We start from the raw sequence: 23,213 nt of genomic DNA on the forward strand, positions 1-23,213 counted from the left end.
CCGCGCGCCCTGTCCAACAGCAGCGTCGGTACGGCAAGCGCAACACGGCAAGCGCTTTCTATCCAGGAGGAAGCTAGCCCCGCGCACCGATCCGTACAAGACCGTGTCCCCTTCGAGTTGTTCGAGGGGGCGAACAACCGGGGGCCATGGCTTTAAGGTCTGCTCCACGGTTTCCCGGAACCGGGACCGAGGCCTGGCTGTCTACCAGGGCGTACGACAAATGCGCGACCGGAGGACGACGACATGACGGTGACCCTGGCGGACGTGGCGGCCCGCGCCCAGGTCTCCCCCGCGACGGTGTCGCGCGTGCTGAACGGCAACTACCCGGTGGCCGCGTCCACACGCGAGCGGGTGCTGCGGGCGGTGGACGAGCTGGACTACGTCCTCAACGGGCCCGCCAGCTCCCTCGCGGCGGCCACCTCCGACCTGGTCGGCATCCTCGTCAACGACATCGCCGACCCCTTCTTCGGGATCATGGCGAGCGCGATCCAGGCCGAGATCGGCGGGCCGGGCGGCCGGGCGGGCGGCGAACGCCTCGCGGTCGTCTGCAACACGGGCGGGTCCCCGGAGCGCGAGCTGACCTACCTCACCCTTCTCCAGCGGCAGCGGGCCGCGGCCGTGGTGCTGACCGGCGGGGCCGTGGAGGAGGCGCCGCACGCGGCGGCGGTCGCGGCGAAGCTGCGGAAGCTGACGGAGGCCGGGACCCGGGTGGTGCTGTGCGGGCGGCCGCCGGTGGCGGACACCGAGGCCGTCGCGCTCACCTTCGACAACCGGGGCGGCGCCCGTGCCCTGACGGACCATCTCATCGGCCTCGGCCACCGCCGCCTCGGCTACATCGCCGGACCCGAGGAACGGACGACGACCCGCCACCGGCTGGAGGGCCACCGGGCGGCGCTGGCGGGGGCCGGCATCACGGAGGACCCGCGCTGGACGGTGCACGGCCGCTACGACCGCCGGTCCGGCTACGAGGCCACGCTGGAGCTGCTGCGCCGCGATCCCTCCCTGACGGCGATCGTCGCCGCGAACGACTCCGTCGCGGTCGGGGCGTGCGCGGCGCTGCGGGATTCCGGGCTGCGGATCCCGGACGACGTCTCGGTGGCCGGCTTCGACGACCTCCCGTTCAGCGTCGACGCGGTGCCCTCCCTCACGACGGTGCGCCTGCCGCTGACGGAGGCGGGCGCCCGGGCCGGCCGCATCGCCATGGGCCGCGAGGAGCCGCCGCCCGGGGGGATCGCGTCGGTACGGGGGGAACTGATGGTGCGGGGCTCCTCCGGAGTGCCGCGCGGCTCCGCCGGAGCGCCCCAGGAGTGAGTTTTCGCGTGCGGGCGCGCCGTGGCCGGTCGCGCGGTTCCCTGCGCCCCCGGGTCGGTCGTGGGACTGCTTCTTGTGAAGGTGCCGGTGGCGGGATTAGCCTCGGAGGGCTGGATCTCTGACTGAGTCAAATATCCGGGGGCGATCATGACCGTCCAGGACGTTCGGGCCTTCAACCGCTTCTACACGGGTGTCATCGGCGCCCTCGACTACGGCCGCCACCTGTACGCGCCGTACACGCTCACCGAGTCCCGGGTGCTGTACGAACTCGCGCACGCCCCGCACCTGGACGCGGCCGATCTGCGCGCCCGGCTCGGTCTGGACGCCGGGTATCTGAGCCGGATCCTGAACAGGTTCGAGGACGCCGCCCTGATCGAGCGCGGGCCGTCCGAGACCGATCCGCGCCGGCGGCGGATCCGGCTCACCCCGAGCGGGCACGAGACCGCCGGGCTGCTGGACGAGCGGGCCCGCGAGACGGTCGGCGCGCTGCTGGACACCGTGGCCCCGGCGGACCGGCCCCGGCTGGCGGAGGCCATGCGGACCATCCGGGACGTCCTGGGGGACGAGCGGCAGCAGACCGACGAGGTGGTGCTGCGCGAGCCCCGGGCCGGTGACCTCGGCTGGATCGTGCAGCGCAACGCCGCGCTGTACGCGGCCGAGTACGGCTGGAACACCGACTACGAGGGGCTGGTGGCCCGGATCGTCGCCGACTTCGCGGAGGACCACGACCCGCATCTGGAACGGGGGTGGATCGCCGAGGCGGGCGGACTGGCCGTGGGCTGTGTGATGTGCGTGCGGGACGACGCGCCCGGCACCGCGCGGCTGCGGCTGCTGCTCGTCGAGCCCGGGGCGCGCGGCCGGGGCGTCGGCGACCGGCTGGTGCGGGCCGTCGTCGACTTCGCGCGCGGGGTCGGCTACCGCGACCTGGTGCTGTGGACCAACGACGTGCTGGGCAGCGCCCGCCGCCTCTACCAGCGGCACGGCTTCGTCCTCGTCGCCGAGAAGCCGCATCGCTCCTTCGGCAAGGACCTGGTCGGCCAGGACTGGCGACTGGATCTCCACGAATCGGGCGAATGACGAGTAGGGTCCGTGACCATGAAGCTGGCGTACTCCACTCTCGGCGTCCCCGGCCTGCCCGTCCCGGAGGTCCTGGCGCTCGCGACCGCACACGGCTACCACGGCGTCGAACTGCGCGCCCACCCGGAGGAGCCGGTGCACACCGGTCTCTCCTCCGCCGAACGCACCGAGACCGCGGCCCTGTTCAAGGGCGCCGGGGTCGAGGTGCTGGGCCTCGCCGGGTACGCGCGTGTCGCCGCCCCCGGTGACGACGAGCCCGTGCTGACGGAGATCCGGGACCTCCTCCACCTCGCCCACGACCTGGGCGCACCGTTCGTCCGGGTCTTCCCCGGCGCCGACCTCGGCCGCCCGGCCGGGGAGTCCGACGCGATCGCGGCCCGGCGGCTCGGCACCGCCGCCGAGGACGCCTCCGCCCTCGGCGTCCGGATCCTGCTGGAGACCCATGACTCGCACCGCACCGGCGCCGACGTGATCCGCGTCCTCGGCCCGGTCGGCCACCGGCAGGTGGGCGCGCTGTGGGACGTGATGCAGACCTGGATGGGCGGCGAACAGCCGTCGGACACCTACGCGACCCTCTCCCCGCACCTGGGATACGTCCAGGTCAAGGACATCGCCTCGGCCGAGGACACCACCCCTCTGGCGCTGGGCGCGGGCGTGCTGCCGCTCACCGAGTGCGTGGACGTCCTGAGCCGGCACGGCTGGGACGGCTGGCTGTGCTGGGAGTACGAGAAGCGCTGGTACGAACAGGCCGCCCCGCTGCCCGGACTGCTGGGCGCGGGGCACGACCACCTCGTACGGCTGCTGGGCGAGGCGGCTTAGCCCGGCCCGGCACGGGCCCGCATCCCGCCTCTACCGGCCACCGCGAAGGACGTGACGTCGCGCCGTGGGAACCGTCCCCGCCCGGCGCCCGTCCAAGGACCGGCTGCCGGAGGAGTCCCCTGGTGCGGTGTCGGCCTTCATGCCTGGCGGCGAGCGCCGACGCACCCTCTCCGCCGCACCCGGCCGACAGCCCCGCCGCCATCGGCGCGCCCCCCTCAATGCGCCGATGGCGGCCCCTCGCTGGTTACTGTGCATTCCCTTGACGGAAAGAAACTTCCCGGATATTGCTGATTCCTCGGAAGTTTCCTTCAGCGGTTCTCCTCTGGAAGGAGCGCACGTGCACGACACCAGCACGGGAAGCGACACCAGCACGAGAAGCACGGAACGGAACACCGGACGGCCCTCCAGACGCGCCGTCCTCGCCGCGACCGCCGGCCTCACCGCCGCGCTGACCGTACCGACGACCGCCCGCGCCGCCACCCCCCTCGACGACCGGGGGCTGCGCGCCCTGATCTCCCGCATGACGCTGGAGGAGAAGGTCGGCCAGCTGTTCGTGATGCGGGTCTACGGCGCCTCCGCCACCGCCCCCGACCAGGCCGACATCGACGCCAACCTGAACGAGCTCGGGGTCCGCACCGCCGCCGAGCTGATCGCCAGGTACCGGGTCGGCGGGATCATCTACTTCACCTGGGCCCACAACACCCGCGACCCGCACCAGATCGCGGACCTGTCCAACGGCATCCAGCGGGCCTCCCTCGACCAGCCGCGCGGTCTGCCGATGCTCATCGCCACCGACCAGGAGCACGGCGCGGTGTGCCGGGTGGGCAAGCCGGCCACCCTGTTCCCGGGGGCCATGGCCATCGGCGCCGGCGGCTCCCGTTCGGACGCCCACACGCTCGGCCGGGTCTCCGGCGCCGAACTGCGCGCGATCGGCGTCAACCAGGACTACTCCCCCGACGCGGACGTCAACGTCAACCCGGCCAACCCCGTCATCGGCGTGCGCTCCTTCGGCGCCGACCCGGAAGCGGTCGCCGCCCTGGTGGCCGCCGAGGTGAAGGGCTATCAGGCGTCCCGGGTCGCGGCGACCGCCAAGCACTTCCCGGGCCACGGCGACACCGCCGTCGACAGCCACTACGGCTTCCCCGTCATCACGCACAGCCGGGACCTGTGGGAGAAGCTGGACGCGGTGCCGTTCCGGGCGGCGATCGCGGCGGGCATCGACTCGATCATGACCGCGCACATCCAGTTCCCGGCGCTGGACGACTCCGGCGACCCGGCCACGCTCTCGCACCCGATCCTCACCGGCATCCTGCGCGGCGAACTCGGCTACGACGGGGTCGTGATCACCGACTCCCTGGGCATGGAGGGCGTCCGCACGAAGTACGGCGACGAGCGGGTGCCGGTGCTCGCGCTGAAGGCCGGCGTCGACCAGCTGCTCAACCCGCCCTCCATCGACAAGGCCTGGAACGCGGTCCTGAAGGCCGTCCAGGACGGCGAACTGACCGAGGCGCGCCTCGATGAATCGATCCTGCGCATCCTCCGCCTGAAGAACCGGCTCGGTCTCTTCGGCGGTCCCTACGTCAGCCGGGCGGGCGTCGACCGCACCGTGGGCACGAAGTCGCACCTGGCCACCGCCGACCGGATCGCCGAGCGCACCACCACCCTGCTGGTCAACGAGGACGGCATCCTGCCCTTCGACCGCCGCACGGAACGCAGGGTCCTGGTGGTCGGCGCCGACCCGGCCTCCCCGTCCGGCACCACCGGCCCGCCCACCGGCGTACTGGCCGCCGCCCTCACCGAACTGGGCTTCACCGCCACGGCCATGTCGACCGGCACCGCGCCCTCCGCGGCCGTCGTCGACCAGGCGGTCACGGCGGCCCGGGACGCGGACGCGGTGGTCGTGGGCACGTACAACGTGACGGCGGGCAGCTCCCAACGGACGCTGGTGGAGCGTCTGCTGGCGACGGGCAGGCCGGTGGTGACGGTCGCCGTCCGCAACCCCTACGACGTGGCCCAGTTCCCCTCGGTGAAGGGCTGCCTGGCGACCTACTGCTGGACCGACGTCGAACTCCGGGCCGCCGCACGGGTGATCGCCGGGCGGGTGGCGCCGCGCGGGAAGCTGCCGGTGCCGGTGCAGCGGGCCGACGATCCCACGCAGGTGCTGTACCCGATCGGGTACGGGCTGACGTACTAGACGTACGTCACACACCGGGCGTAACACCCTCGACGGGCGGAAAGCCTCCCGCACGACTGGCGTGGCGCTGCTGCCACGGGCCACGCTGGTCGGGGGTGTCAGGGGGGATGCCATGGGTGGGAAGGGTGCCGCGGGTGCCGCGTGCCTGCTGCTGGCCGCCCTGCTGACGGGCTGCCAGGGTCCGGCGGACGCCCCGGTGGGCAGCGCCCGTCCCACACCGGTCGCGACGAGCGGCTACGGCGCCGAGTTCCTCGGGGTCGGCGAGTGCAGCTCCTTCGGCACCACGAACTTCACCGAGGTGCCGTGCGCGAGCGAGCGCGCGGCGGCCAGGGTCGTCGCCCGCTACGACGGCGCGTCCGCCGACGGCCCGCTCTGCCCGGCGACCACCGACTTCGTGCTGCACATCAGCGCCCAGCGGGCGGCCGGCGGCGTCGGCGCGATCCCCCAGGGGTACGCCTGCATGCGCAACCTGGAGCCCCCGCACCCCGGCGACCCGGGCGCCGGCGGGGGCCCGCGCACCATCCCCGGGGACTGCGTCTACACCTCCGGCGCGGGCCAGGTCCGCGAGACCGCCTGCGACGGCTCGGGCCGCCACAAGCCGCAGTACCGGATCACGAGTGCCGTCGCCGTTCGCGCGGACTGCCCGGCATCGGCGGCGCTCTACGTCCAGTTGGGCGGACGGCAGCCGGTCGGGTGCGCCCGGCGGCTGTGAGGCACGTGGGCCCCAGGGGGTCAGCGGCGCGGCGTCAGCACAGGATCCAGCCCGAGCTGACCGTGTCGCCGCCGACCGAGCCCCTGATCCAGACGCAGCGGTGGCCGGCGTGGACGGTCACCGGGCCGGCGAGCTGTCTGTAGCGGCCGCTGTCGACGACCGGGCGGCTGCCGCGGGCCTGCACGCTGACCGACATCGTGCGGGCGGCGCCGGAACGGCGGGCGACGGTGACGGCGCAGACGTAGCCGTCGCGCCGGTACACGTGCGTGACACCGTCGCCGAACGGCAGGGCCACCACCTCGTGCCCGGCGCAGCTGCCGGCCGAAGCGGCCTGTGCGGTACCGGATGCCGCGAGGGCGAGCACCCCGGACGCGGCCAGCACGGCCGTGCCGAGCGCGAGGCGCCGGCGTATCGCACCACTCTCCACTAGCTGTCCTCCCCGTTGCGCAGCCATGAGCCGTACAGGTGTACGGACGCAGGACATGTGTCGGATGGTTGCACGACCGTCAACGGGGCGTCAGCTGGACACGCCGACCGGCTCCTCCGGTTCGGACTGCCCGACGAAGGTCCGCCACAGCTCGGCGTACCGGCCGCCGCGGGCCAGCAGCTCCTCGTGGGTGCCGTCCTCGGCGACCCGGCCGCGGTCCATCACGACCACCCGGTCCGCACGTGCGGCCGTGGTCAGGCGGTGGGCGACCACCAGGGTGGTACGGCGCCCCGCCAGCCGGTCGGTGGCCTGGTTGACCTGGGCCTCCGTGGCCAGGTCGAGCGCGGCCGTGGCCTCGTCGAGGAGCAGGATGTCCGGGTCGACGAGCTCGGCGCGGGCCAGGGCGATCAGCTGGCGCTGGCCCGCCGAGAGGTTGCGGCCCCGCTCGGCGACCTCGTGCAGATAGCCGCCGTCGAGGGTGGCGATCATCTCGTGGGCGCCGACCGCCCGCGCCGCCGCCTCCACCTCGGCGTCGGTGGCGTCGGGACGGCCGTAGGCGATGGCGTCACGGACGGTGCCGGGGAAGAGATAGGCCTCCTGCGGGACCACCCCGAGGCGGTGCCGGTACGAGGTGAGGTCCAGCGCGCGCAGATCGGTCCCGTCGACCGTGACCCGGCCGCCCGTGGCGTCGTAGAACCGCGCCACCAGCTTGACCAGGGTCGACTTGCCGGCCCCCGTCTCGCCGACGAAGGCCACCGTCTGGCCCGCCGGGATCCGCAGGTCGATGCCGGTCAGCGCCTCGTTGTCGGTGCCGTACGCGAAGTGCACGTCCTCGAAGGCGACCTCGCCCCGGAGCGACGGCACCTGGAGCGGCTCGTCCGCGGACCTGGTGGACGTCGGCTCGCGCAGCAGCTCCTGGATGCGGCCCAGCGAGACCGTGGCCTGCTGGTAGCCGTCGAAGACCTGGGAGAGCTGCTGGACGGGGGCGAAGAACAGGTCGATGTAGAGCAGGTACGCGACCAGCGCGCCCGTGGTGAGGGTGGCCGCCTGCACCCGGCTCGCGCCCGCCATCAGCACGGCGGCCGCGGCCACCGAGGACAGCAGCTGGACGAAGGGGAAGTAGACCGATATCAGCCGCTGGCCGCGGATCCGTGCCTGCCGGTAGCTGTCGCTGCGCTCGGCGAACCGCCGCCCGCCGTCCCGCTCCCGCCGGAAGGCCTGCACGATCCGCAGGCCGGACACGGACTCCTGGAGATCGGCGTTGACCACCGACACCCGCTCGCGGGCCAGCTCGTACGCCTTCACGCTCGCCCGGCGGAAGAAGAAGGTGGCCACGACCAGCGGGGGCAGCGTGGCGAAGACGACCAGCGCCAGCTGCACGTCGATCACCAGCAGGGCGACCATGATGCCGAAGAAGGTGACGACCGAGACGAACGCGGTGACCAGACCGGTCTGCAGGAACGTGGAGAGGGCGTCGACGTCCGTCGTCATCCTCGTCATGATCCGGCCGGTCAGTTCGCGCTCGTAGTAGTCGAGGCCGAGCCGCTGGAGCTGCGCGAAGATCTTCAGCCGCAGCGTGTAGAGGACCCGCTCGCCGGTACGCCCGGTCATCCGGGTCTCGCCGATCTGCGCGACCCACTGCACCAGCACGAGCAGCAGGGCGATCAGGGAGGCCGACCACACGGCGCCGAGGGCCAGCTTCGTCACGCCCGCGTCGATGCCGTGCCGGATCAGCACCGGCAGCAGCAGGCCCGCGCCCGCGTCCACGGCGACCAGCAGCAGGCTCACGAGCAGGGGCAGCCCGAAGCCGTGCAGGAGGCGGCGCAGGCCGTAGGAGTCCTCCGGCAGGACCGCCCGGCCCTCGTCGACGTCCGGGGTGTCGGTGGCCGGGGGCAGCGCCTCCACCTGGGCGAGGAGCTGGGGGGTGGCGGGGGTGCCGGAGAGCGCCTGGTCCTTGGGCTCGCGGTCGCCCGTCCACAGCCTGGGGGTCACGCCCCGCTCGGCGTCGAACTCGGCGTCCAGCTCCTCGCGGACGGAGTTGTCCTCCTGCGGCTCGGCCGGCAGCGCGTGGCCCGGGGAGACCCCGCCCAGTTCGTCCGGGTCGGTCAGCAGCCGGCGGTAGAGGGCGGAGCGCTGCTGGAGTTCCTCGTGGGTGCCGACGTCGGCGAGCCGGCCGCCGTCGAGGACGGCGATGCGGTCGGCGAGGTTCAGGGTGGAGCGGCGGTGGGCGATCAGCAGGGTCGTACGGCCCTCCATGACCTGCTTCAGCGCCTCGTGGATCTCGTGCTCGACGCGCGCGTCCACGGCGGAGGTGGCGTCGTCCAGGACCAGCAGCCGGGGGTCGGTGAGCAGGGCCCGGGCGAGCGCGACGCGCTGACGCTGGCCGCCGGAGAGGGTCAGGCCCTGCTCACCGACCGTGGTGTCGTAGCCCTCGGGCAGGTCCCGGATGAAACGGTCCGCCTGGGCGGCGCGGGCGGCGGCCTCGATCTCCTCCTCGGAGGCGTCCGGGCGGCCGTAGGCGATGTTGGCGCGGACCGTGTCCGAGAAGAGGAACGAGTCCTCCGGCACCAGTCCGATCGCGGCCCTGAGCGACTCCAGGGTCAGCTCGCGCACGTCGTGGCCGCCGATCAGGACGGCACCGTGCGTGACGTCGTAGAACCGCGGCAGCAGCAGGGAGAGGGTGGACTTGCCGGAGCCGGAGGAGCCGACCACGGCGAGGGTCTCACCCTGGGCTATCTCGAAGCTGAGCCCGTCGAGGACCTTCGGGCCGGTGTCGTAGCCGAAGGACACGTCGTCGAACTCGACGGTGGCCGGCGCGTCCGCGGGCAGTTCCTTGTTGCCGCCCGTCAGGGTCGGCTCGGTGTCGATCAGTTCCAGCACGCGCTCGGTGCCCGCGCGGGCCTGCTGGCCGACGGTGAGGACCATCGCGAGCATGCGGACCGGGCCGACCAGTTGGGCCAGGTAGGTGGAGAAGGCGACGAAGGTGCCGAGGGTGATGTGGCCGCGCACGGCGAGCCAGCCGCCCAGGGCCAGCATGGCTACCTGGCCGAGCGCCGGGACGGCCTGGAGTGCGGGGGTGTACCTGCTGTTCAGCCGTATGGTGCGCAGCCGCCCCGCGAACAGCCGCCGGCCGACCTCGCGCAGCTTGCCGGTCTCCTGGGCCTCCTGCCCGAAGCCCTTGACCACACGGACGCCGCTCACGGCGCCGTCGACCACGCCCGCGACGGCGGCGGCCTGCGCCTGGGCGTACCAGGTGGCCGGGTGGAGCTTGCCTCGGCTGCGCTTGGCGATCCAGTAGAGGGCCGGGGCCACGGCCAGGGCGACCAGGGTCAGCGGCAGCGACAGCCACGCCATGATCACCAGGGAGACCAGGAAGAGCAGGACGTTCCCGAGGGTCATGGGAAGCATGAAGAGCAGACCCTGGATCAGCTGGAGGTCGCTGGTGGCCCGGCCGACGACCTGTCCCGTCGACAGCTCGTCCTGGCGGCGGCCGTCGAGGCGGGTGATCGTGCCGTACATCTCGGTCCGCAGGTCGTACTGCACGTCGAGGGCGAGCCGGCCGCCGTAGAAACGGCGGACGTAGGTGGCGGCGTAGACCAGCAGGGCCGCGCCGATCAGGGCGCCGGCCCAGGGGGCCATGGTCCGGGTGTGGGCGCCGACCACGTCATCGATGATCACCTTGGTGATCAGGGGCACGACGGCCGTGACGGCCATGCCGGCCAGCGACGACGCCAGGGCCAGGACGACGTCCTTCGGATACCGCCAGGCGTAGCCCGCCAGCCGTCGTGCCCATCCCCGTTGCGGTCCCACGCGGGTGCCTCCAGTTCGTCCTGATCTACCGCAAGTCACCAACGCGCACGGACGCCGATTTCATCCCGCTGTCACGAATGAGGGACGCGTCACGGGGGTGGCCCGCCGGACGGCCCGTCTCAGGGGGTTCGTACGCGGAGGTAGTAGAAGCGGGTGGTCTGGGCCGGGTTCTGGTTGTCGTCGCTGACCAGGAGGACCTTCAGGCGGCCCGTGCGGTCACGGCCGGTGACGGTCATGCCCTCGATGTTGTCCAGCAGCGGGTTCGGCTGGGGCTGCCTGGCCGTGGCGCCGAGGGAGGGGCAGGTCGCGATGTCGGCCAGGAGGGTCTTCCCGATCAGGCGCACGCCCGGCCGGCCGGTCAGGTTCTCGATGCCGCTGGTGTCCGTCGCGTGCCGGAGGTCGGCCAGGTAGAGGCGGACGGTGTTGCCGACGCCGGGGGTGAAGCCGCGCTCCAGGACCAGGAGGCGGCCGTCGGGCGTGGCCTGGACCTCGGGCACGCCGAGCCCGGCGTCGGTCCGGTAGGCGTACTGCGCGGCGAGATCGAAGCGGCCCCGGTGGCGCTCCCAGGTCTGGAAGCGGACGATGCCGGCGGAGTCGCCGGAGATCGCGTACTCCATGGAGGCCAGCAGGGTGTGGCCGCCGGGCAGCAGGGTCAGGCCCTCGAAGGTCTGGTTGGCGGTGGCGCGGCCGGCCGGGGCGACGAGCAGCGAGGAGGGCACCGGGAGCCGGTCGAGGATCCTGCCGTCGCGGGAGTAGCGCCGTACGGACGGCTCGGTCTCGGAGCTGATGAGCCGGGTGCCGTCGCGGTCGACGACGAGGCCCTCGGAGTCGAGGTCGGCGCCGTTCTCGTCGGCGAGGTGGACGGCCGCCCTCGGCCGGAGGGTCCTCGGGTCCAGGTCGAAGAGGGACGAGCGGTCCTCCAGCGCGGCGATCGAGCCGTCCCGGTCCACGGCGAGGGCGGAGAAGTTGCCGACGAACGTGCCGTCGTACGACGTCTTGTCGAGCACGTCGGAGAAGCGGTCGAGCGACACGCCGGGCGAACAGGCGTGGTCGACGGGCGGGTTGGCGCTAGCGGGCCCGGCGGCGGTCAGGCAGGTGGCCGCCGCCAGGCCGGCGGTGAGGGTGGCGAGTACGGTTCTCAGGCGCATGGCCGTCACCGTAGAACCGGTGGGCGTCGTACGGGAGACCGCCTCGTGAAGCGCCGGCCGTACGCCGACCCCGCGTCAGATCCTCGTCAGCCCCGCGGCGGTACCGCGACGAACGCCTCGCGGGGCTCGCTGGTCGGGGTGTAGCGCGCGACGCCCGCGGTCGTCGGCACCAGGTCCTTGTGGATCGCCTTGGCGACGTTCTGGATGGTGGTGACGCCGTAGTCCATCGTGCTGTTGTCCTGCGTGAGGACCGAGATCATGTAGTCGTGGCCCGCGCCGTTGAAGGTGCCGAGGCTGTGCACCCGCCAGCCGTGCGTGGAGCGCTGCAGCCAGCCGTTCTTGACGTGCACGGAGACGGTCGACGGCGCGCCGGCGGGCGTGCCCCAGCGCTGCGAGGAGATGACCTGGCCCATCAACTTCAGGATGTAGGCACGGGAGTTGTCGCTCAGCACGCTGTTCTTGGCGGTGACGAGCTTGAGCAGCTTCTGCTCGTCGGTGACGTTCTCCTGGGTCAGACCCCAGTAGCCGTTCGCGCCGGGCACGGTCCTCGTCATCCCGGCGGCGGCCAGGAAGCCCTTGATCTTCGTCATGCCCAGCTGCTTCCACAGCTTGGTCGTCGCGTCGTTGTCCGACTTGGTGATCATGGCCTTGGCGAGCGAGGACTCGGTGTCGGTCAGGTACCGGTTGTGCTTCTTGGCGTCCCACAGCAGCGTGGCCAGGACGGTGACCTTGACGGTGCTGGCCGAGTCGTAGGAGCTGGTGGCGCGCAGGGTGCAGGTCGTGCTGGTGCTGCGGTCGTACAGGCCGACGGCGACCGTGCTCTTGCGGTTCGCGAGGGCGGCCGTGATGTCCTTCTGCAGCTTGGCGGCCAGGCCCGCCTTGGCCGACGTGCAGCTGACGGTGGGCGTGGCCGCGGCGGCCGGGGTGGCGGCGGTCACGGCGGGTATGAGCAGCGCGGCGCCGAGAGCCGCCGCGAGCGCTCCGGTGCGTCTGGTTGTCCGGGGATTCATACCCCCCTTGACTCACGGGGGTGGCCCAAAGGTTGCACACCTGTTCGTGGCAAAACGGTCCGGCATCCGGGCTGTTCGGCGCCCGGACTGACAGCTCTTCCCCAGGTGGGCCACAGCGCGCACCCATGGCCGGTCTGCAAGGTGCACCGGTGACCTCTGCCACCGATCCCCTCCCCCGCACGACGACCGCGTCTCCCGGTCCGCCCGCACCGCCGGAGCGGGCGCCCCGCTGGTCGCTCCCCGTGCTGCTCGCCATCATGCTGCTGGCGGCGCTGCTCTACGCGTGGAACCTGTCCGGTTCCGGCCTCAACAGCTTCTACAGCGCGGCCGTCCTGAGCGGTACGCAGAGCTGGAAGGCGTGGTTCTTCGGCTCGCTGGACGCGGGCAACTTCCTCACCGTCGACAAACCGCCCCTCGCCCTCATGGTCATGGGCCTGTCGTGCCGTCTCCTCGGCTTCGGCACCTGGCAGATGATGGCGCCGGTGATCGTGGCCGCGCTGGCGACGATCCGGATCCTGCACTCGTCCGTGCGGCGGGTGTGGGGGCACACGGCGGCGGCGATCGCCGCGCTGGTCCTCGCCCTGACCCCGATCACGGTCGCCATCGACCGTGACAACAACCCCGACACGCTGCTGGTCCTGCTGATGACCGGCGGCGCCGCGCTGGCCCTGCGCGCGGTGGGGAACGGCCGGCTGCTGCCCCTGCTCGGCTCGGCGGTCTGCTTCGGGCTCGCCTTCAACACCAAGATGCTCCAGGGCTGGATCGCCCTGCCCGCCGTCTTCGCGGTCTACCTGTACGCGACCCGGCTGCCGCTCCTGCGGCGCGTGGTCAACCTGGCCCTGTCGGCGGTGGTGCTGGCCGTCGCCGGTTTCTGGTGGGCGGCGGCGGTCTCCCTGGTCCCCGTCGCCGAGCGCCCGTACGTCGGCGGCTCGACGGACGGCACCGCCTGGAACCTGATCACGGGCTACAACGGCCTCGGCCGGGTCCTCGGCGGCGAGGGCAACATGGGCGGTGGCGGAGGCGGAGGCTTCTCCGGTTCCGCGGGGATCGGCCGGATGTTCAACGACGTCCTCGGCGGCCAGATCTCCTGGCTGATCCCGTTCGCCGCGATCGCCTGCGTCGGCGGTCTGGTGCGGTGCGGCCGGGCTCCGCGCACCGACCTCACGCGCGCCGCGCTGGTGATGTGGGGCGGCTGGACGGCCCTGCACTACCTGACGTTCAGCATGGCCGAGGGCACGATGCACCCCTACTACACGACGGCCCTCGCACCGGGCATCGCGGCGCTGTGCGGTGGCGGCGGGGTGCTGCTGTGGCGGGCGCTGCGCACGGACCGGCGCTGGGCGTGGGTCCTGCCGGTGGCCCTCGCGGTGACCGGGGCCTGGGCGATCGTGCTGCTGCGCCGGGCGTCCGGCTGGCACGCCTGGCTGTGGCCCTGCGTCGGCGTGGTCATGGCGGCGGCGATCGCGGGCCTGTTCCTCTTCCGCTCCGGCGACCGGGGACGGCTGCTGGCGGCTTCCGCGGCGGCGGCGGTGATCGCCGCGGTGGCGGGACCGGCGGCGTACGCCTGGTCGGTGCCCTCGGGTTCCGGCGGCGGCATGGGCGGCACGAACCCCACGGCGGGCCCGTCCACGGGCAGCGGCTTCGGAGGCGGACCGGGCGGCTTCCCGGGCGGCCGGGGGAACGGCGGCGTGGAGGCGGGCGGCGCCGGGGAGCTGCCGGGCGGCGGCATGCCCGGCGGCGGCACGGGCGCCGTGCCCGGCAACGGACCGGGCGGGATGCCGGGCGGCGGCACGCTTCCGGGAGGCGGCGAGCTGCCCGGCGGCGGCCGGAGCGGCCGGGCTCCCGGCGGAAACGGCGAGACGGGCGGCATGCCCCCGAACACCACGGGCGGCACGGGCGGTTCCACCGGCCGGCGCGGCGGTGGCATGGGCGGCTTCGGCGGGGGCGGCATGGGCGGTGGCGCGAGCACCGAACTGATCGCCTACCTGAAGAAGCACCAGGACGGCGCGAAGTGGCTGCTGGCGGTGTCCGACTCCCAGAGCGCCGCCCAGATCGAGCTGAGCAGCCGGGTGCCGGTCATCTCCATGTGGGGCTTCACCGGCACCGACCGGGCGATGACCGTGGCCAGGCTGAAGGAACTGGTGCAGAAGGGCGAGCTGCACTACGTCCAGACCGGCGGCGGCATGGGCGGCGGCCCCGGCGGCGGCGACCACCTCAGCACCGAGGTGACCGACTGGATCAAGAAACACGGCACGGCGGTGAAGGAGAGCGCCTACGGCAGGACATCGAAGTCTTCCTCCGGCTCCTCGTCTTCCTCCGGCTCCTCCTCCGCGGCCCGGTCGGCGCTCTACCGCCTGGACCCGTCGGACGTCGGCTAGTCTCCGCCGCACCCCTCACGGCGAGCCCGAAAAAAAGTTGGGCGGGCATGTCGAGATCCCGTGACCGGCTCCGTCTCCCAGGTGAACGCGGCCAGAATGGACGCACCAGCATCGAGGAGAAGACCATGGCGAAGTACCTGCTGCTGAAGCACTACCGCGGCGCTCCGGCTCCGGTGAACGACGTGTGCATGGACCAGTGGACGCCGGAGGAGATCTCGGCGCACATGCAGTACATGCACGACTTCGCGGCCCGGCTGGAGAAGACCGGCGAGTTCGTCGACGGTCAGGCGCTCGCCCCCGAGGGCGCGTGGGTCCGGTACGACGGCGAGGGGCGCCCCCCGGTCACCGACGGCCCCTTCGCCGAGACCAAGGACCTCATCGCCGGCTGGATGGTGATCGACGTCGACAGCTACGAGCGCGCCGTCGAGCTGGCCGGGGAACTGTCGGCCGCCCCCGGAGCGGGGGGCAAGCCGATCCACGAGTGGCTCGAGGTGCGCCCCTTCCTCGCCGCGCCGCCCACCATCACGGAGTGACCTCGCCCATGGACGAGGCCCTGCTGCGCAGCCTCACCCCGGGCGTGCTCGCCGTCCTCGTCCGCCGCGGAGCCGACTTCGCGGCGGCCGAGGACGCCGTACAGGACGCCCTGGTCGAGGCGGTCCGCGTCTGGCCGGCCGACCCGCCGCGGGACGCGAAGGGCTGGCTGGTCACCGTGGCCTGGCGCCGCTTCCTCGACGCGACCCGGGCGGACGCCGCCCGCCGCCGGCGTGAGAACGTCGTCGACGAGGAGCCGGCGCCCGGGCCCGCGCCCGCGGTGGACGACACGCTCCAGCTCTACTTCCTGTGCGCCCACCCGTCACTGACGCCCGCCTCCGCGGTCGCGCTCACCCTGCGTGCCGTCGGCGGCCTGACCACCCGGCAGATCGCCCAGGCCTACCTGGTGCCCGAGGCGACCATGGCGCAGCGCATCAGCCGGGCCAAGCGCACCGTCTCCGGCGTGCGCTTCGACCAGCCCGGCGACGTCGCCACCGTGCTGCGCGTCCTCTACCTGGTCTTCAACGAGGGCTACTCCGGCGACATCGACCTCGCCGCCGAGGCCGTCCGGCTCACCCGGCAGCTCGCGGCGCGGGTCGACCACCCCGAGGTGGCCGGGCTGCTCGCCCTCATGCTGCTCCACCACGCCCGGCGCGCCGCCCGCACCGCGCCCGACGGAAGCCTCGTCCCGCTCGCCGAGCAGGACCGCGGCCGGTGGGACACCGCCTCGATCGCCGAGGGCGTCGGGATCCTCCAGGCGGCCCTCGCCCGTGACCGGCTGGGCGAGTTCCAGGCCCAGGCCGCCGTCGCGGCCCTCCACGCCGACGCGCCCACCGCCGAGGAGACCGACTGGGTGCAGATCGTCGAGTGGTACGACGAACTCACCGAGTTGACCGACAGCCCGGTCGTCCGCCTCAACCGCGCGGTCGCCGTCGGCGAGGCGGACGGACCCCGCGCCGGCCTCGCCGCGCTCGCGGGCCTGGACGCCTCACTGCCCCGCCACACCGCGGTGGCCGCGTACCTCCACGAACGCGACGGCGACCTGACGACGGCGGCCCGGCTCTACGCCGAGGCGGCCCAGAAGGCTCCCAACCTCGCCGAACGCGACCACCTGACCCGCCAGGCCGCCCGCCTCAACTCCCGCCGACCTCACTGACGGCGTCAGGCGGCCCTCAGCTCACACCACACGTACTTCCCCCGGTCCCCGAACCTGGCCGACGGCTGCCATCCCCAGAAGTCGGCACAGGTGCTCACCAGTCCCAGCCCCCTTCCGTCCTCCCGGTGCACGACCTGGTCCAGCGGCCGTGGCGGGTCCGGCGGAACGGGGTCGGTGTCCCACGCCCCGATCCAGACCACGCCCCGCGTGCCGCGGCGGACCCTCAGCGCGGCCGGCCCCTTGGTGTGGCGTACGGCGTTGGAGATCAGCTCCGTCGCGAGGAGTTCGGCGGTGTCGACCAGACCGATCAGGCCGTGCAGCGTGAGGATCAGGCGCAGGGTGCGGCGGCAGACGGTCACCGCTCTGAGGTCGTTGGGGATGTAGAGGGTGTAGTCCCAGGTCTCGGACATGCGTCATCAACTCCGGTGCGGTTCCGTTGCGTGTGCGATGCGTCACCGACGGTAGGGCCACAATTTGGGACCATGCAAGTCGTTGCCATAATCTCCCCCTGAACGAGGCTGCGCCTCAGCGGATTTGGTCGCGGGAGGAAGACATGGCGCGCAGGAAAGAGGCCACCGCACGCCAGGCGCGACTCGGTGCAGAGCTGCGGAAACTGCGTGAGGCCTCAGGACTCAAGGGACGCGAGGCCGCTAGGCTGCTCGGGACGGACTCGGCGCAGGTGAGTCAGATCGAGTTCGGAACGGCGGGCGTGAGCGAAGAGCGCGTTCGACGGCTCGCGGCGCACTACGCCTGCACGGACACCGAGTTGATCGACGCACTGGTGGCCATGGCCAACGACCGCACGAGCGGCTGGTGGGAGGAGTACCGGGGTTCGCTGCCGAACTCGTTCCTGGACCTCTCCGAGTTGGAACATCACGCGAGCTATCGGTGGGACGTGGACTTCCTGCACGTGCCCGGCCTTCTTCAGACCGAGGAGTACGCGCGCGCCCTCTTCTCGTACGTGAACCCGGACTTCCCGAGCGGCGAGCTCGAACGCTGGGTGGATCACCGTATGAGGCGGAGGGTCATCATCGAGCGTCCCGACCCGATCCCGTACGAGACCGTGATCCACGAAGCGGCCCTGCGCATCAGGGTGGGACAGCGTGCCGCGGCCCGGGCCCAGCTCGCCCGCATCCTGGAACTGTCCGACGCCGCTCACGTCACCGTGCGGGTCATCCCCTTCGAGCTGGACGCCTTCGCCGGTGCCGGTAGCGCCATGGTGTACGCCGGTGGTCCCGTCTCCCGACTGGACACCGTGGTGCGCGACGGCCCGTACGGCACGCTCTTCATCGACGCCGAGGCCCAACTCGGCCGCTTTCGTACGCTTTTCCGTAGGGTAGAAGCAGTGTCACTCGAGCCCGAACGTTCTCGTGACTTCATCCACAAGCTGGCCAAAGAGCTGTGAGGCGCACCATGACCGCCCCCTTCATATGGCGCAAGTCGTCCTTCTCCGGCGGTGGCGAAGGCAACGCCTGCGTCGAAGTCGCCGACCTCCGCACCCACATAGCCATCCGGGACTCGAAAGCCCCGGCCAGGGCCATGCTCACCGTCCCGGCCGCCGCCTTCGCGCCGTTCATCGAGGCTCTGAAGGAGGCCCGCGTCAGCCCAGGTGCGTAGGCGCGAACGTGCGGAGTACCGCAGGGAGGACGACCACCGAGGGGCCCGGGGTGGACAGGGACTTGGCCAGGTCCTCCTCCAGGGTCTCGGGGGTCGTACGGACGGCGGGGACGCCGAAGGACTCCGCGAGGGCCACGTAGTCGGGACGCGTCAGCTCCGTCGCCGTCGCCTGGCCGAACGCGTCCGTCATGTACTCGCGGAGGATGCCGTAGCCGCCGTCGTCGACGATCAGCCAGGTGACCGGGAGGTCGTACTGGCGGGCCGTGGCCAGTTCGGCGACGGAGTACAGGGCGCCGCCGTCGCCGGACACCGCCAGCACCGGCCGCGTCGGGTCGGCCGCGGCCGCGCCCAGGGCCGCGGGGAAGCCGTAGCCGAGGCCGCCGGCGCCCTGGGCCGAGTGCATGGTGTTCGTGCCCCGGGGGTCGAACGCCGACCAGGCCCAGTACGCCAGGATCGTCATGTCCCAGAAGGACGGAGAGGCGGACGGCAGGGCGCGGCGGACCGACGCCAGCACGTCCTGTTCCAGGGTCAGTTCCTGGCCGGCGATGCGGGCCGCCACCTTCGCGAGGACCTCCCGTACCCGCTCCGGCGCCGAGGCGTCCGTCCGCTCCTCCACCGTCTCCAGCAGCGCCTGGAGGGCGAGGCGGGCGTCCGCGTGGATGCCGAGCGCCGGGTGGTTGGCCTCCAGCTTGCCGAGGTCGGCCTCGATCTGGATCACCCGGCCGCGGGGCCTGAACGTGTGGTAGTTCGAGGAGAGTTCGCCCAGCCCCGAGCCGACCACCAGCAGGACGTCCGCGTCCTCCAGGAAGTCGGTCGTGTGGCGGTCCTCCAGCCAGGACCGGAGGGACAGCGGGTGCTCCCAGGGGAAGGCGCCCTTGCCGCCGAAGGTGGTGACCACCGGCGCGTCGAGCTTCTCGGCCAGCGCCCGCAGCTTCCCGGACGCGTCCGACCGTACGACTCCCCCGCCCGCGATGATCGCCGGGCGGGCCGCACCGGAGAGCAGGTGCGCGGCCACCGCGGTCAGTTCGAGGCGCGGGACCAGGTCCTCCGGGGTCGCGTCCGGCGCCGTCACCACCGGCAGGGACGTCTCCGCGAGCAGCACGTCCTGCGGGATCTCCACCCACACCGGGCCGTGCGGGGCGGTCAGCGCCGACTTCCAGGCCGCCGCGACGGCGGAGGGGATCTGGGACTGGGCGCGGACGGTGTGGACGGACTTGACCACGCCCCGGAACGAGGCCGCCTGGTCGGGGAGTTCGTGGAGGTAGCCGTGGCGGCCGCCGCCGAGGCCCGCCGTCGGGATCTGGCTGCTGATCGCCAGCACGGGTGCGGAGGCCGCGGCCGCCTCCTGGAGGGCCGCGAGCGAGGTCAGCGCGCCGGGGCCCGTCGACAGCAGCAGCGGGGCGGCCTCGCCGGTGACGCGGCCGTACGCGTCGGCCGCGAAGCCCGCGTTGTTCTCCACCCGCAGGCCCACGTACCGCAGGGACGAGCGGCGCAGGGCGTCGAACATGCCGAGGGCGTGCTGGCCGGGCAGGCCGAAGACCGTCGTCGCGCCGAGCCCGGCCAGCGTCTCCACGACCAGGTCTCCGCCGTTGCGGCCCGGGGGCGGGTTCAGCGCGGCTTCCCGCTGTGCGGCGGTCGGGCTGAGTACCAGGTCGTGGTCGTGGGTCACTTGGCTTCCGCGTCCTTCCGGGCCGCCGCGATCTGGCGGCTCATGATGGTGGTCAGTTCGTAGGCCGTGTGGGAGGCCGCGACCGAGGTGATCTCCGCGTGGTCGTACGCCGGCGCGACCTCCACCACGTCCGCCGACACCAGGTTGCAGGACGCCAGGCCGCGCAGGATCTCCAGCAGCTCGCGGGAGGTCATGCCGCCCGCCTCCGGGGTGCCGGTGCCGGGCGCGTGGGCCGGGTCGAGGCAGTCGATGTCGATGGAGATGTACAGCGGGCGGTCGCCGATGCGCCGGCGGAGCTGGTCGGCCACCTCGTCGGCGCCCCGGCGGTAGATGTCGGCGGACGTGACGATGCCGAAGCCCATCTTCTCGTCGTCCGTGAGGTCCTGCTTGCCGTAGAGCGGGCCGCGGGTGCCCACGTGGGAGAGCGCCTCGGTGTCGAGGATGCCCTCCTCCACCGCGCGGCGGAACGGGGTGCCGTGCGTGTATTCGGCGCCGAAGTAGGTGTCCCAGGTGTCGAGGTGTGCGTCGAAGTGGAGCAGGGCGACCGGGCCGTGCTTCTTCGCGACCGAGCGCAGCAGCGGGAGGGCGATCGTGTGGTCGCCGCCCAGGGTCATCAGCCGGGCGCCGGTGCCGAGCAGCTCGTCCGCGGCGGCCTCGATGGTGTCGACGGCCTCGTTGATGTTGAACGGGTTCACCGCGATGTCGCCGCCGTCGGCGACCTGCGCCAGGGCGAAGGGGGAGGCGTCCTGCGCCGGGTTGTACGGGCGCAGCAGCCGGGACGCCTCGCGGATCGCGTTGCCGCCGAAGCGGGCGCCCGGCCGGTACGAGACGCCGGAGTCGAACGGCACGCCGACCACGGCGACGTCGGCGGTGCCGACCTCGTCCAGCCGGGGCAGCCGGGCGAAGGTCGCGGGACCGGCGTACCGCGGGATGCGGGAGGAGTCGACGGGGCCGCGGGGCGTCTCGTTGCTGCTCATGATGAAATGCCTTCTTTCCTGCGCTTCGTCGCGCATGTACTGCTTTCCATATGACTCTACTGGTGAGCCGGGACCGGTTCGGACATGGTTTCGGGGGACCGTCCGGCCAGGCGCTCGCGCCAGACGGCGAGGACGGTCTCGTCGGTGGGCCGCGTCGCCAGGGAGACGGCGACATAGGCCACGAGGGAGGACAGCAGACCGTAGTAGACGGGCTCGTTGGCGAGGATGCCGTAGCCCGCCATCAGACCGATGACGGCGAGACCGCCGACGATCACGGAGGCGAGCGCCCCCTGCACGGTGCCGCGCTTCCACAGCAGCCCGCCGAGGATGGGGACGAGCAGACCGCCGACGAGGAGGTTGTAGGCGACCGTCAGGGCTTGGACGACGTCGTTGAGCGCGATCGCCGTGCCGATCACCGCCAGGCCCATGACCAGGATGAACGCCCGGTTGCCCGACACCTCGTCGTGCTGATCGCCGTCCCGGCGCACCGCCCCACGCAGCCGCGACCAGATGTCGTTGTTGGCGACCGTCGCGCAGGCGATCAGGGCGCCGGAGGAGGTGGACATCACCGCCGCCAGGGCGGCGGCCAGCACCAGCCCGCGCACGCCGACGGGAAGTTCGTCCTTGACGATGGTGGCGAAGGCGTCGTCGGGGCTGCCCAGCTTCGGGTAGAGCACCTTGGCGGCCGTGCCGATCACCGAGCCGGCGACGGCGTAGGCCAGGCAGTAGGTGCCGGCCACCGTGCCGCCCCACCTGGCGGTCCGGTCGCTGCGGGCGGTGAAGACGCGCTGCCAGATGTCCTGGCCGATCAGCATGCCGAACGTGTAGATAAGGACGTAGGTGAAGATCGTCTCGCCGCCGATGCCCAGCGGGTCGAAGTACGAGGCCGGCAACTTGGCCTTCATCTCGCTGAAGCCGCCCGCCCGGACCACGGCGATCGGCAGCAGCAGGAGCAGCACGCCGATCGTCTTGACGACGAACTGGACCATGTCGGTCAGCGTGATGGACCACATGCCGCCGAGGGTCGAGTAGGCGACGACGATCGAGCCGCCGAGGACGATCGCCACGGTCCGGTTCATGTCGAACAGGACGTCGAAGATCGTGGCGTAGGCGATCGTCGAGGTGACCGCGAGCATGAGGGTGTACGCCCACATGACCACGCCGGAGATCACGCCCGCGCGGCCGCCGTACCTGAGGTCCAGCATCTCGGAGACGGTGTAGACCTTCAGGCGGGCGATGCGGGCGGAGAAGAACACCGACAGGGCCAGCAGGCCGAGGCCGATGGTGAGGACCATCCAGGCGCCGGAGAGGCCGTACTGGTAGCCGAGGCCCACACCGCCGATGGTGGACGCGCCGCCGAGGACGATGGCCGCCATGGTGCCGGAGTACATCGCGGGCCCGAGGCGCCGGCCGGCCACCAGGAAGTCGCTCTTGGACCTGGCGCGGCGCATGCCCCACCAGCCCACGGCCAGCATCCCGGCGAGATAGACGACGATCACTGTGTAGTCGACGGCCATGCGGGGCCCTCCTTCGCGCTTTCCGGTGGCGTGTCGTGCAGAGATGGCGGAGACGTGCCGGCAGCGGATCGCGGGGACATCCGCCCGTACCCGCGGCTGCCGGTTCCGGACCGACACTAGGTGGCCGGAAAGCGACTGCGAAGTGTACGTTTCATCCATATGAACGGGCCGGGATGGAGGGAACGCACACCATGCCGGAGACGATCGCCCCAGCGGTCCCACCGACCCCACCGGTCCCGCTGCCGGCCCTGCTGGCCCGGGAGGACCTGGCCCTGCGCCAGATCGCGGGCCCCACGGACCCGGGCATCGTGATCCACTGGGCGCACACCTCGGAGATGGCCGACCCCTACCCGTATCTGCTGGGCGGCGAGCTGCTGCTCACGGCCGGGGTGCACATCCCGGAGGCGGCGGACGGGGGCGCCGCCGGTCGAGCGCGGTCGGAACCGGGCGAGTACTTCGAGGGCTATGTCTCACGGATCGTCGCGGCGGGCGGCGCGGCCCTGGGCTTCGGGCTGGCCCCGGTGCACGACACGGTCCCGCGCGCCCTGGTGGCCGCCTGCGACGACCACGGCCTGCCCCTGCTGGAGGTCCCGCCGCAGACCACCTTCTCCGGGGTGGCCCGCGCGGTGTGGCAGTTGATGGCGCAGGCACGGCTGGCCGAGCTGCGCCGGGTCACCGAGGCCCAGCAGAGCCTCGCGGCCGCCGCCGCCCGCCCGGACCCGGTCCCCTCGGTGCTCCACCGTCTGGCGCGCCATCTGTCCGGCCGGGCGGTGCTCTACGGCCCCGACGGCGCGGAGATCGCGGGGGCGGGCCGGCGGCCGGCCGAGGGGGTGGCCGAGGCGCTCGCGGGTCTGGCGCGG

19 protein-coding genes are annotated in these 23,213 nt (G+C 72.6%); 11 read left to right on the forward strand and 8 right to left on the reverse strand.

Annotated elements, in window-relative coordinates; genetic code table 11:
• The first annotated feature begins 243 nt into the window (after positions 1-243).
• From ACWEN3_RS06485 to ACWEN3_RS06505, 5 genes are all read left to right on the forward strand, one after another.
• Positions 244-1,311, forward strand: coding sequence for a LacI family DNA-binding transcriptional regulator (locus ACWEN3_RS06485; RefSeq protein ID WP_452966438.1), 1,068 nt, complete (start codon positions 244-246; stop codon positions 1,309-1,311).
• Between the two features lie 147 nt (positions 1,312-1,458).
• On the forward strand, positions 1,459-2,388 hold the full coding sequence (locus ACWEN3_RS06490) for a bifunctional helix-turn-helix transcriptional regulator/GNAT family N-acetyltransferase (RefSeq protein ID WP_452966441.1): 930 nt from the start codon (positions 1,459-1,461) through the stop codon (positions 2,386-2,388).
• Positions 2,389-2,406: 18 nt separating this feature from the next.
• On the forward strand, positions 2,407-3,207 hold the full coding sequence (locus ACWEN3_RS06495; protein ID WP_452966483.1) for a sugar phosphate isomerase/epimerase family protein: 801 nt from the start codon (positions 2,407-2,409) through the stop codon (positions 3,205-3,207).
• A 337-nt stretch (positions 3,208-3,544) separates the two neighbouring features.
• Complete coding sequence (locus tag ACWEN3_RS06500; RefSeq protein WP_452966443.1) at positions 3,545-5,401, forward strand: glycoside hydrolase family 3 protein; 1,857 nt, start codon at positions 3,545-3,547, stop codon at positions 5,399-5,401.
• 112 nt (positions 5,402-5,513) lie between these two features.
• A complete protein-coding gene (locus ACWEN3_RS06505) occupies positions 5,514-6,113 on the forward strand; it encodes a hypothetical protein (RefSeq protein ID WP_452966446.1) in 600 nt (199 codons plus the stop codon).
• 34 nt (positions 6,114-6,147) lie between these two features.
• On the opposite strand, the gene ACWEN3_RS06510 is transcribed toward ACWEN3_RS06505, so the two are convergent.
• The 4 genes from ACWEN3_RS06510 to ACWEN3_RS06525 all read right to left on the reverse strand — a co-directional run bounded on the left by ACWEN3_RS06510 (position 6,148) and on the right by ACWEN3_RS06525 (position 12,508).
• Positions 6,148-6,540, reverse strand: coding sequence for a hypothetical protein (locus ACWEN3_RS06510; protein ID WP_452966448.1), 393 nt, complete (start codon positions 6,538-6,540; stop codon positions 6,148-6,150).
• 90 nt (positions 6,541-6,630) lie between these two features.
• Positions 6,631-10,350: an ABC transporter ATP-binding protein gene (locus ACWEN3_RS06515; protein WP_452966450.1), complete on the reverse strand. Its 3,720-nt coding sequence runs from the start codon at positions 10,348-10,350 to the stop codon at positions 6,631-6,633.
• Positions 10,351-10,469: 119 nt separating this feature from the next.
• The gene (locus ACWEN3_RS06520; RefSeq protein WP_452966453.1) at positions 10,470-11,498 is read right to left on the reverse strand and encodes an esterase-like activity of phytase family protein; all 1,029 of its coding nucleotides are present in this window, start codon (positions 11,496-11,498) and stop codon (positions 10,470-10,472) included.
• A gap of 86 nt (positions 11,499-11,584) precedes the next feature.
• A complete protein-coding gene (locus tag ACWEN3_RS06525) occupies positions 11,585-12,508 on the reverse strand; it encodes a serine hydrolase (protein ID WP_452966455.1) in 924 nt (307 codons plus the stop codon).
• Positions 12,509-12,657: 149 nt separating this feature from the next.
• Here ACWEN3_RS06525 and ACWEN3_RS06530 point away from each other — a divergent pair, with 149 nt between their 5' ends.
• The 3 genes from ACWEN3_RS06530 to ACWEN3_RS06540 all read left to right on the forward strand — a co-directional run bounded on the left by ACWEN3_RS06530 (position 12,658) and on the right by ACWEN3_RS06540 (position 16,573).
• Positions 12,658-14,886 carry a glycosyltransferase family 39 protein gene (locus tag ACWEN3_RS06530; RefSeq protein ID WP_452966458.1) on the forward strand — a complete coding sequence of 743 codons (2,229 nt, stop codon included), beginning with the start codon at positions 12,658-12,660 and terminating at the stop codon, positions 14,884-14,886.
• Between the two features lie 125 nt (positions 14,887-15,011).
• Positions 15,012-15,419 carry a YciI family protein gene (locus ACWEN3_RS06535; protein WP_452966460.1) on the forward strand — a complete coding sequence of 136 codons (408 nt, stop codon included), beginning with the start codon at positions 15,012-15,014 and terminating at the stop codon, positions 15,417-15,419.
• 8 nt (positions 15,420-15,427) lie between these two features.
• A complete protein-coding gene (locus ACWEN3_RS06540; protein ID WP_452966463.1) occupies positions 15,428-16,573 on the forward strand; it encodes an RNA polymerase sigma factor in 1,146 nt (381 codons plus the stop codon).
• A gap of 5 nt (positions 16,574-16,578) precedes the next feature.
• On the opposite strand, the gene ACWEN3_RS06545 is transcribed toward ACWEN3_RS06540, so the two are convergent.
• Complete coding sequence (locus ACWEN3_RS06545) at positions 16,579-16,983, reverse strand: ATP-binding protein (RefSeq protein WP_452966465.1); 405 nt, start codon at positions 16,981-16,983, stop codon at positions 16,579-16,581.
• 143 nt (positions 16,984-17,126) lie between these two features.
• On the opposite strand from ACWEN3_RS06545, the gene ACWEN3_RS06550 reads away from it, so the two are divergent.
• Positions 17,127-17,978: a helix-turn-helix domain-containing protein gene (locus ACWEN3_RS06550; protein ID WP_452966468.1), complete on the forward strand. Its 852-nt coding sequence runs from the start codon at positions 17,127-17,129 to the stop codon at positions 17,976-17,978.
• An 8-nt stretch (positions 17,979-17,986) separates the two neighbouring features.
• On the forward strand, positions 17,987-18,190 hold the full coding sequence (locus ACWEN3_RS06555) for a DUF397 domain-containing protein (RefSeq protein WP_452966469.1): 204 nt from the start codon (positions 17,987-17,989) through the stop codon (positions 18,188-18,190).
• Here the strand turns inward: ACWEN3_RS06555 and ACWEN3_RS06560 are convergent.
• Genes ACWEN3_RS06560 through ACWEN3_RS06570 form a run of 3 tightly spaced genes read right to left on the reverse strand, consistent with a single transcriptional unit; the run spans position 18,174 to position 22,353 of the window.
• Positions 18,174-19,859 carry a thiamine pyrophosphate-binding protein gene (locus ACWEN3_RS06560; protein WP_452966472.1) on the reverse strand — a complete coding sequence of 562 codons (1,686 nt, stop codon included), beginning with the start codon at positions 19,857-19,859 and terminating at the stop codon, positions 18,174-18,176. The two genes, ACWEN3_RS06555 and ACWEN3_RS06560, sit on opposite strands and share 17 nt — an antisense overlap.
• On the reverse strand, positions 19,856-20,836 hold the full coding sequence (gene speB, locus ACWEN3_RS06565) for an agmatinase (RefSeq protein ID WP_452966474.1): 981 nt from the start codon (positions 20,834-20,836) through the stop codon (positions 19,856-19,858). Before speB ends, ACWEN3_RS06560 begins: the two co-directional genes overlap by 4 nt.
• 56 nt (positions 20,837-20,892) lie before the next feature.
• Entirely contained in the window at positions 20,893-22,353 is a 1,461-nt protein-coding gene (locus tag ACWEN3_RS06570) for a sodium:solute symporter (RefSeq protein ID WP_452966476.1), read from the reverse strand.
• A gap of 173 nt (positions 22,354-22,526) precedes the next feature.
• Between ACWEN3_RS06570 and ACWEN3_RS06575 the strand changes: the two genes are divergently transcribed.
• A partial coding sequence (locus ACWEN3_RS06575; RefSeq protein ID WP_452966479.1) for a PucR family transcriptional regulator ligand-binding domain-containing protein occupies positions 22,527-23,213 on the forward strand: 687 nt, incomplete at its 3' end.

Source organism: Streptomyces sp. NPDC004561 (assembly GCF_053602155.1).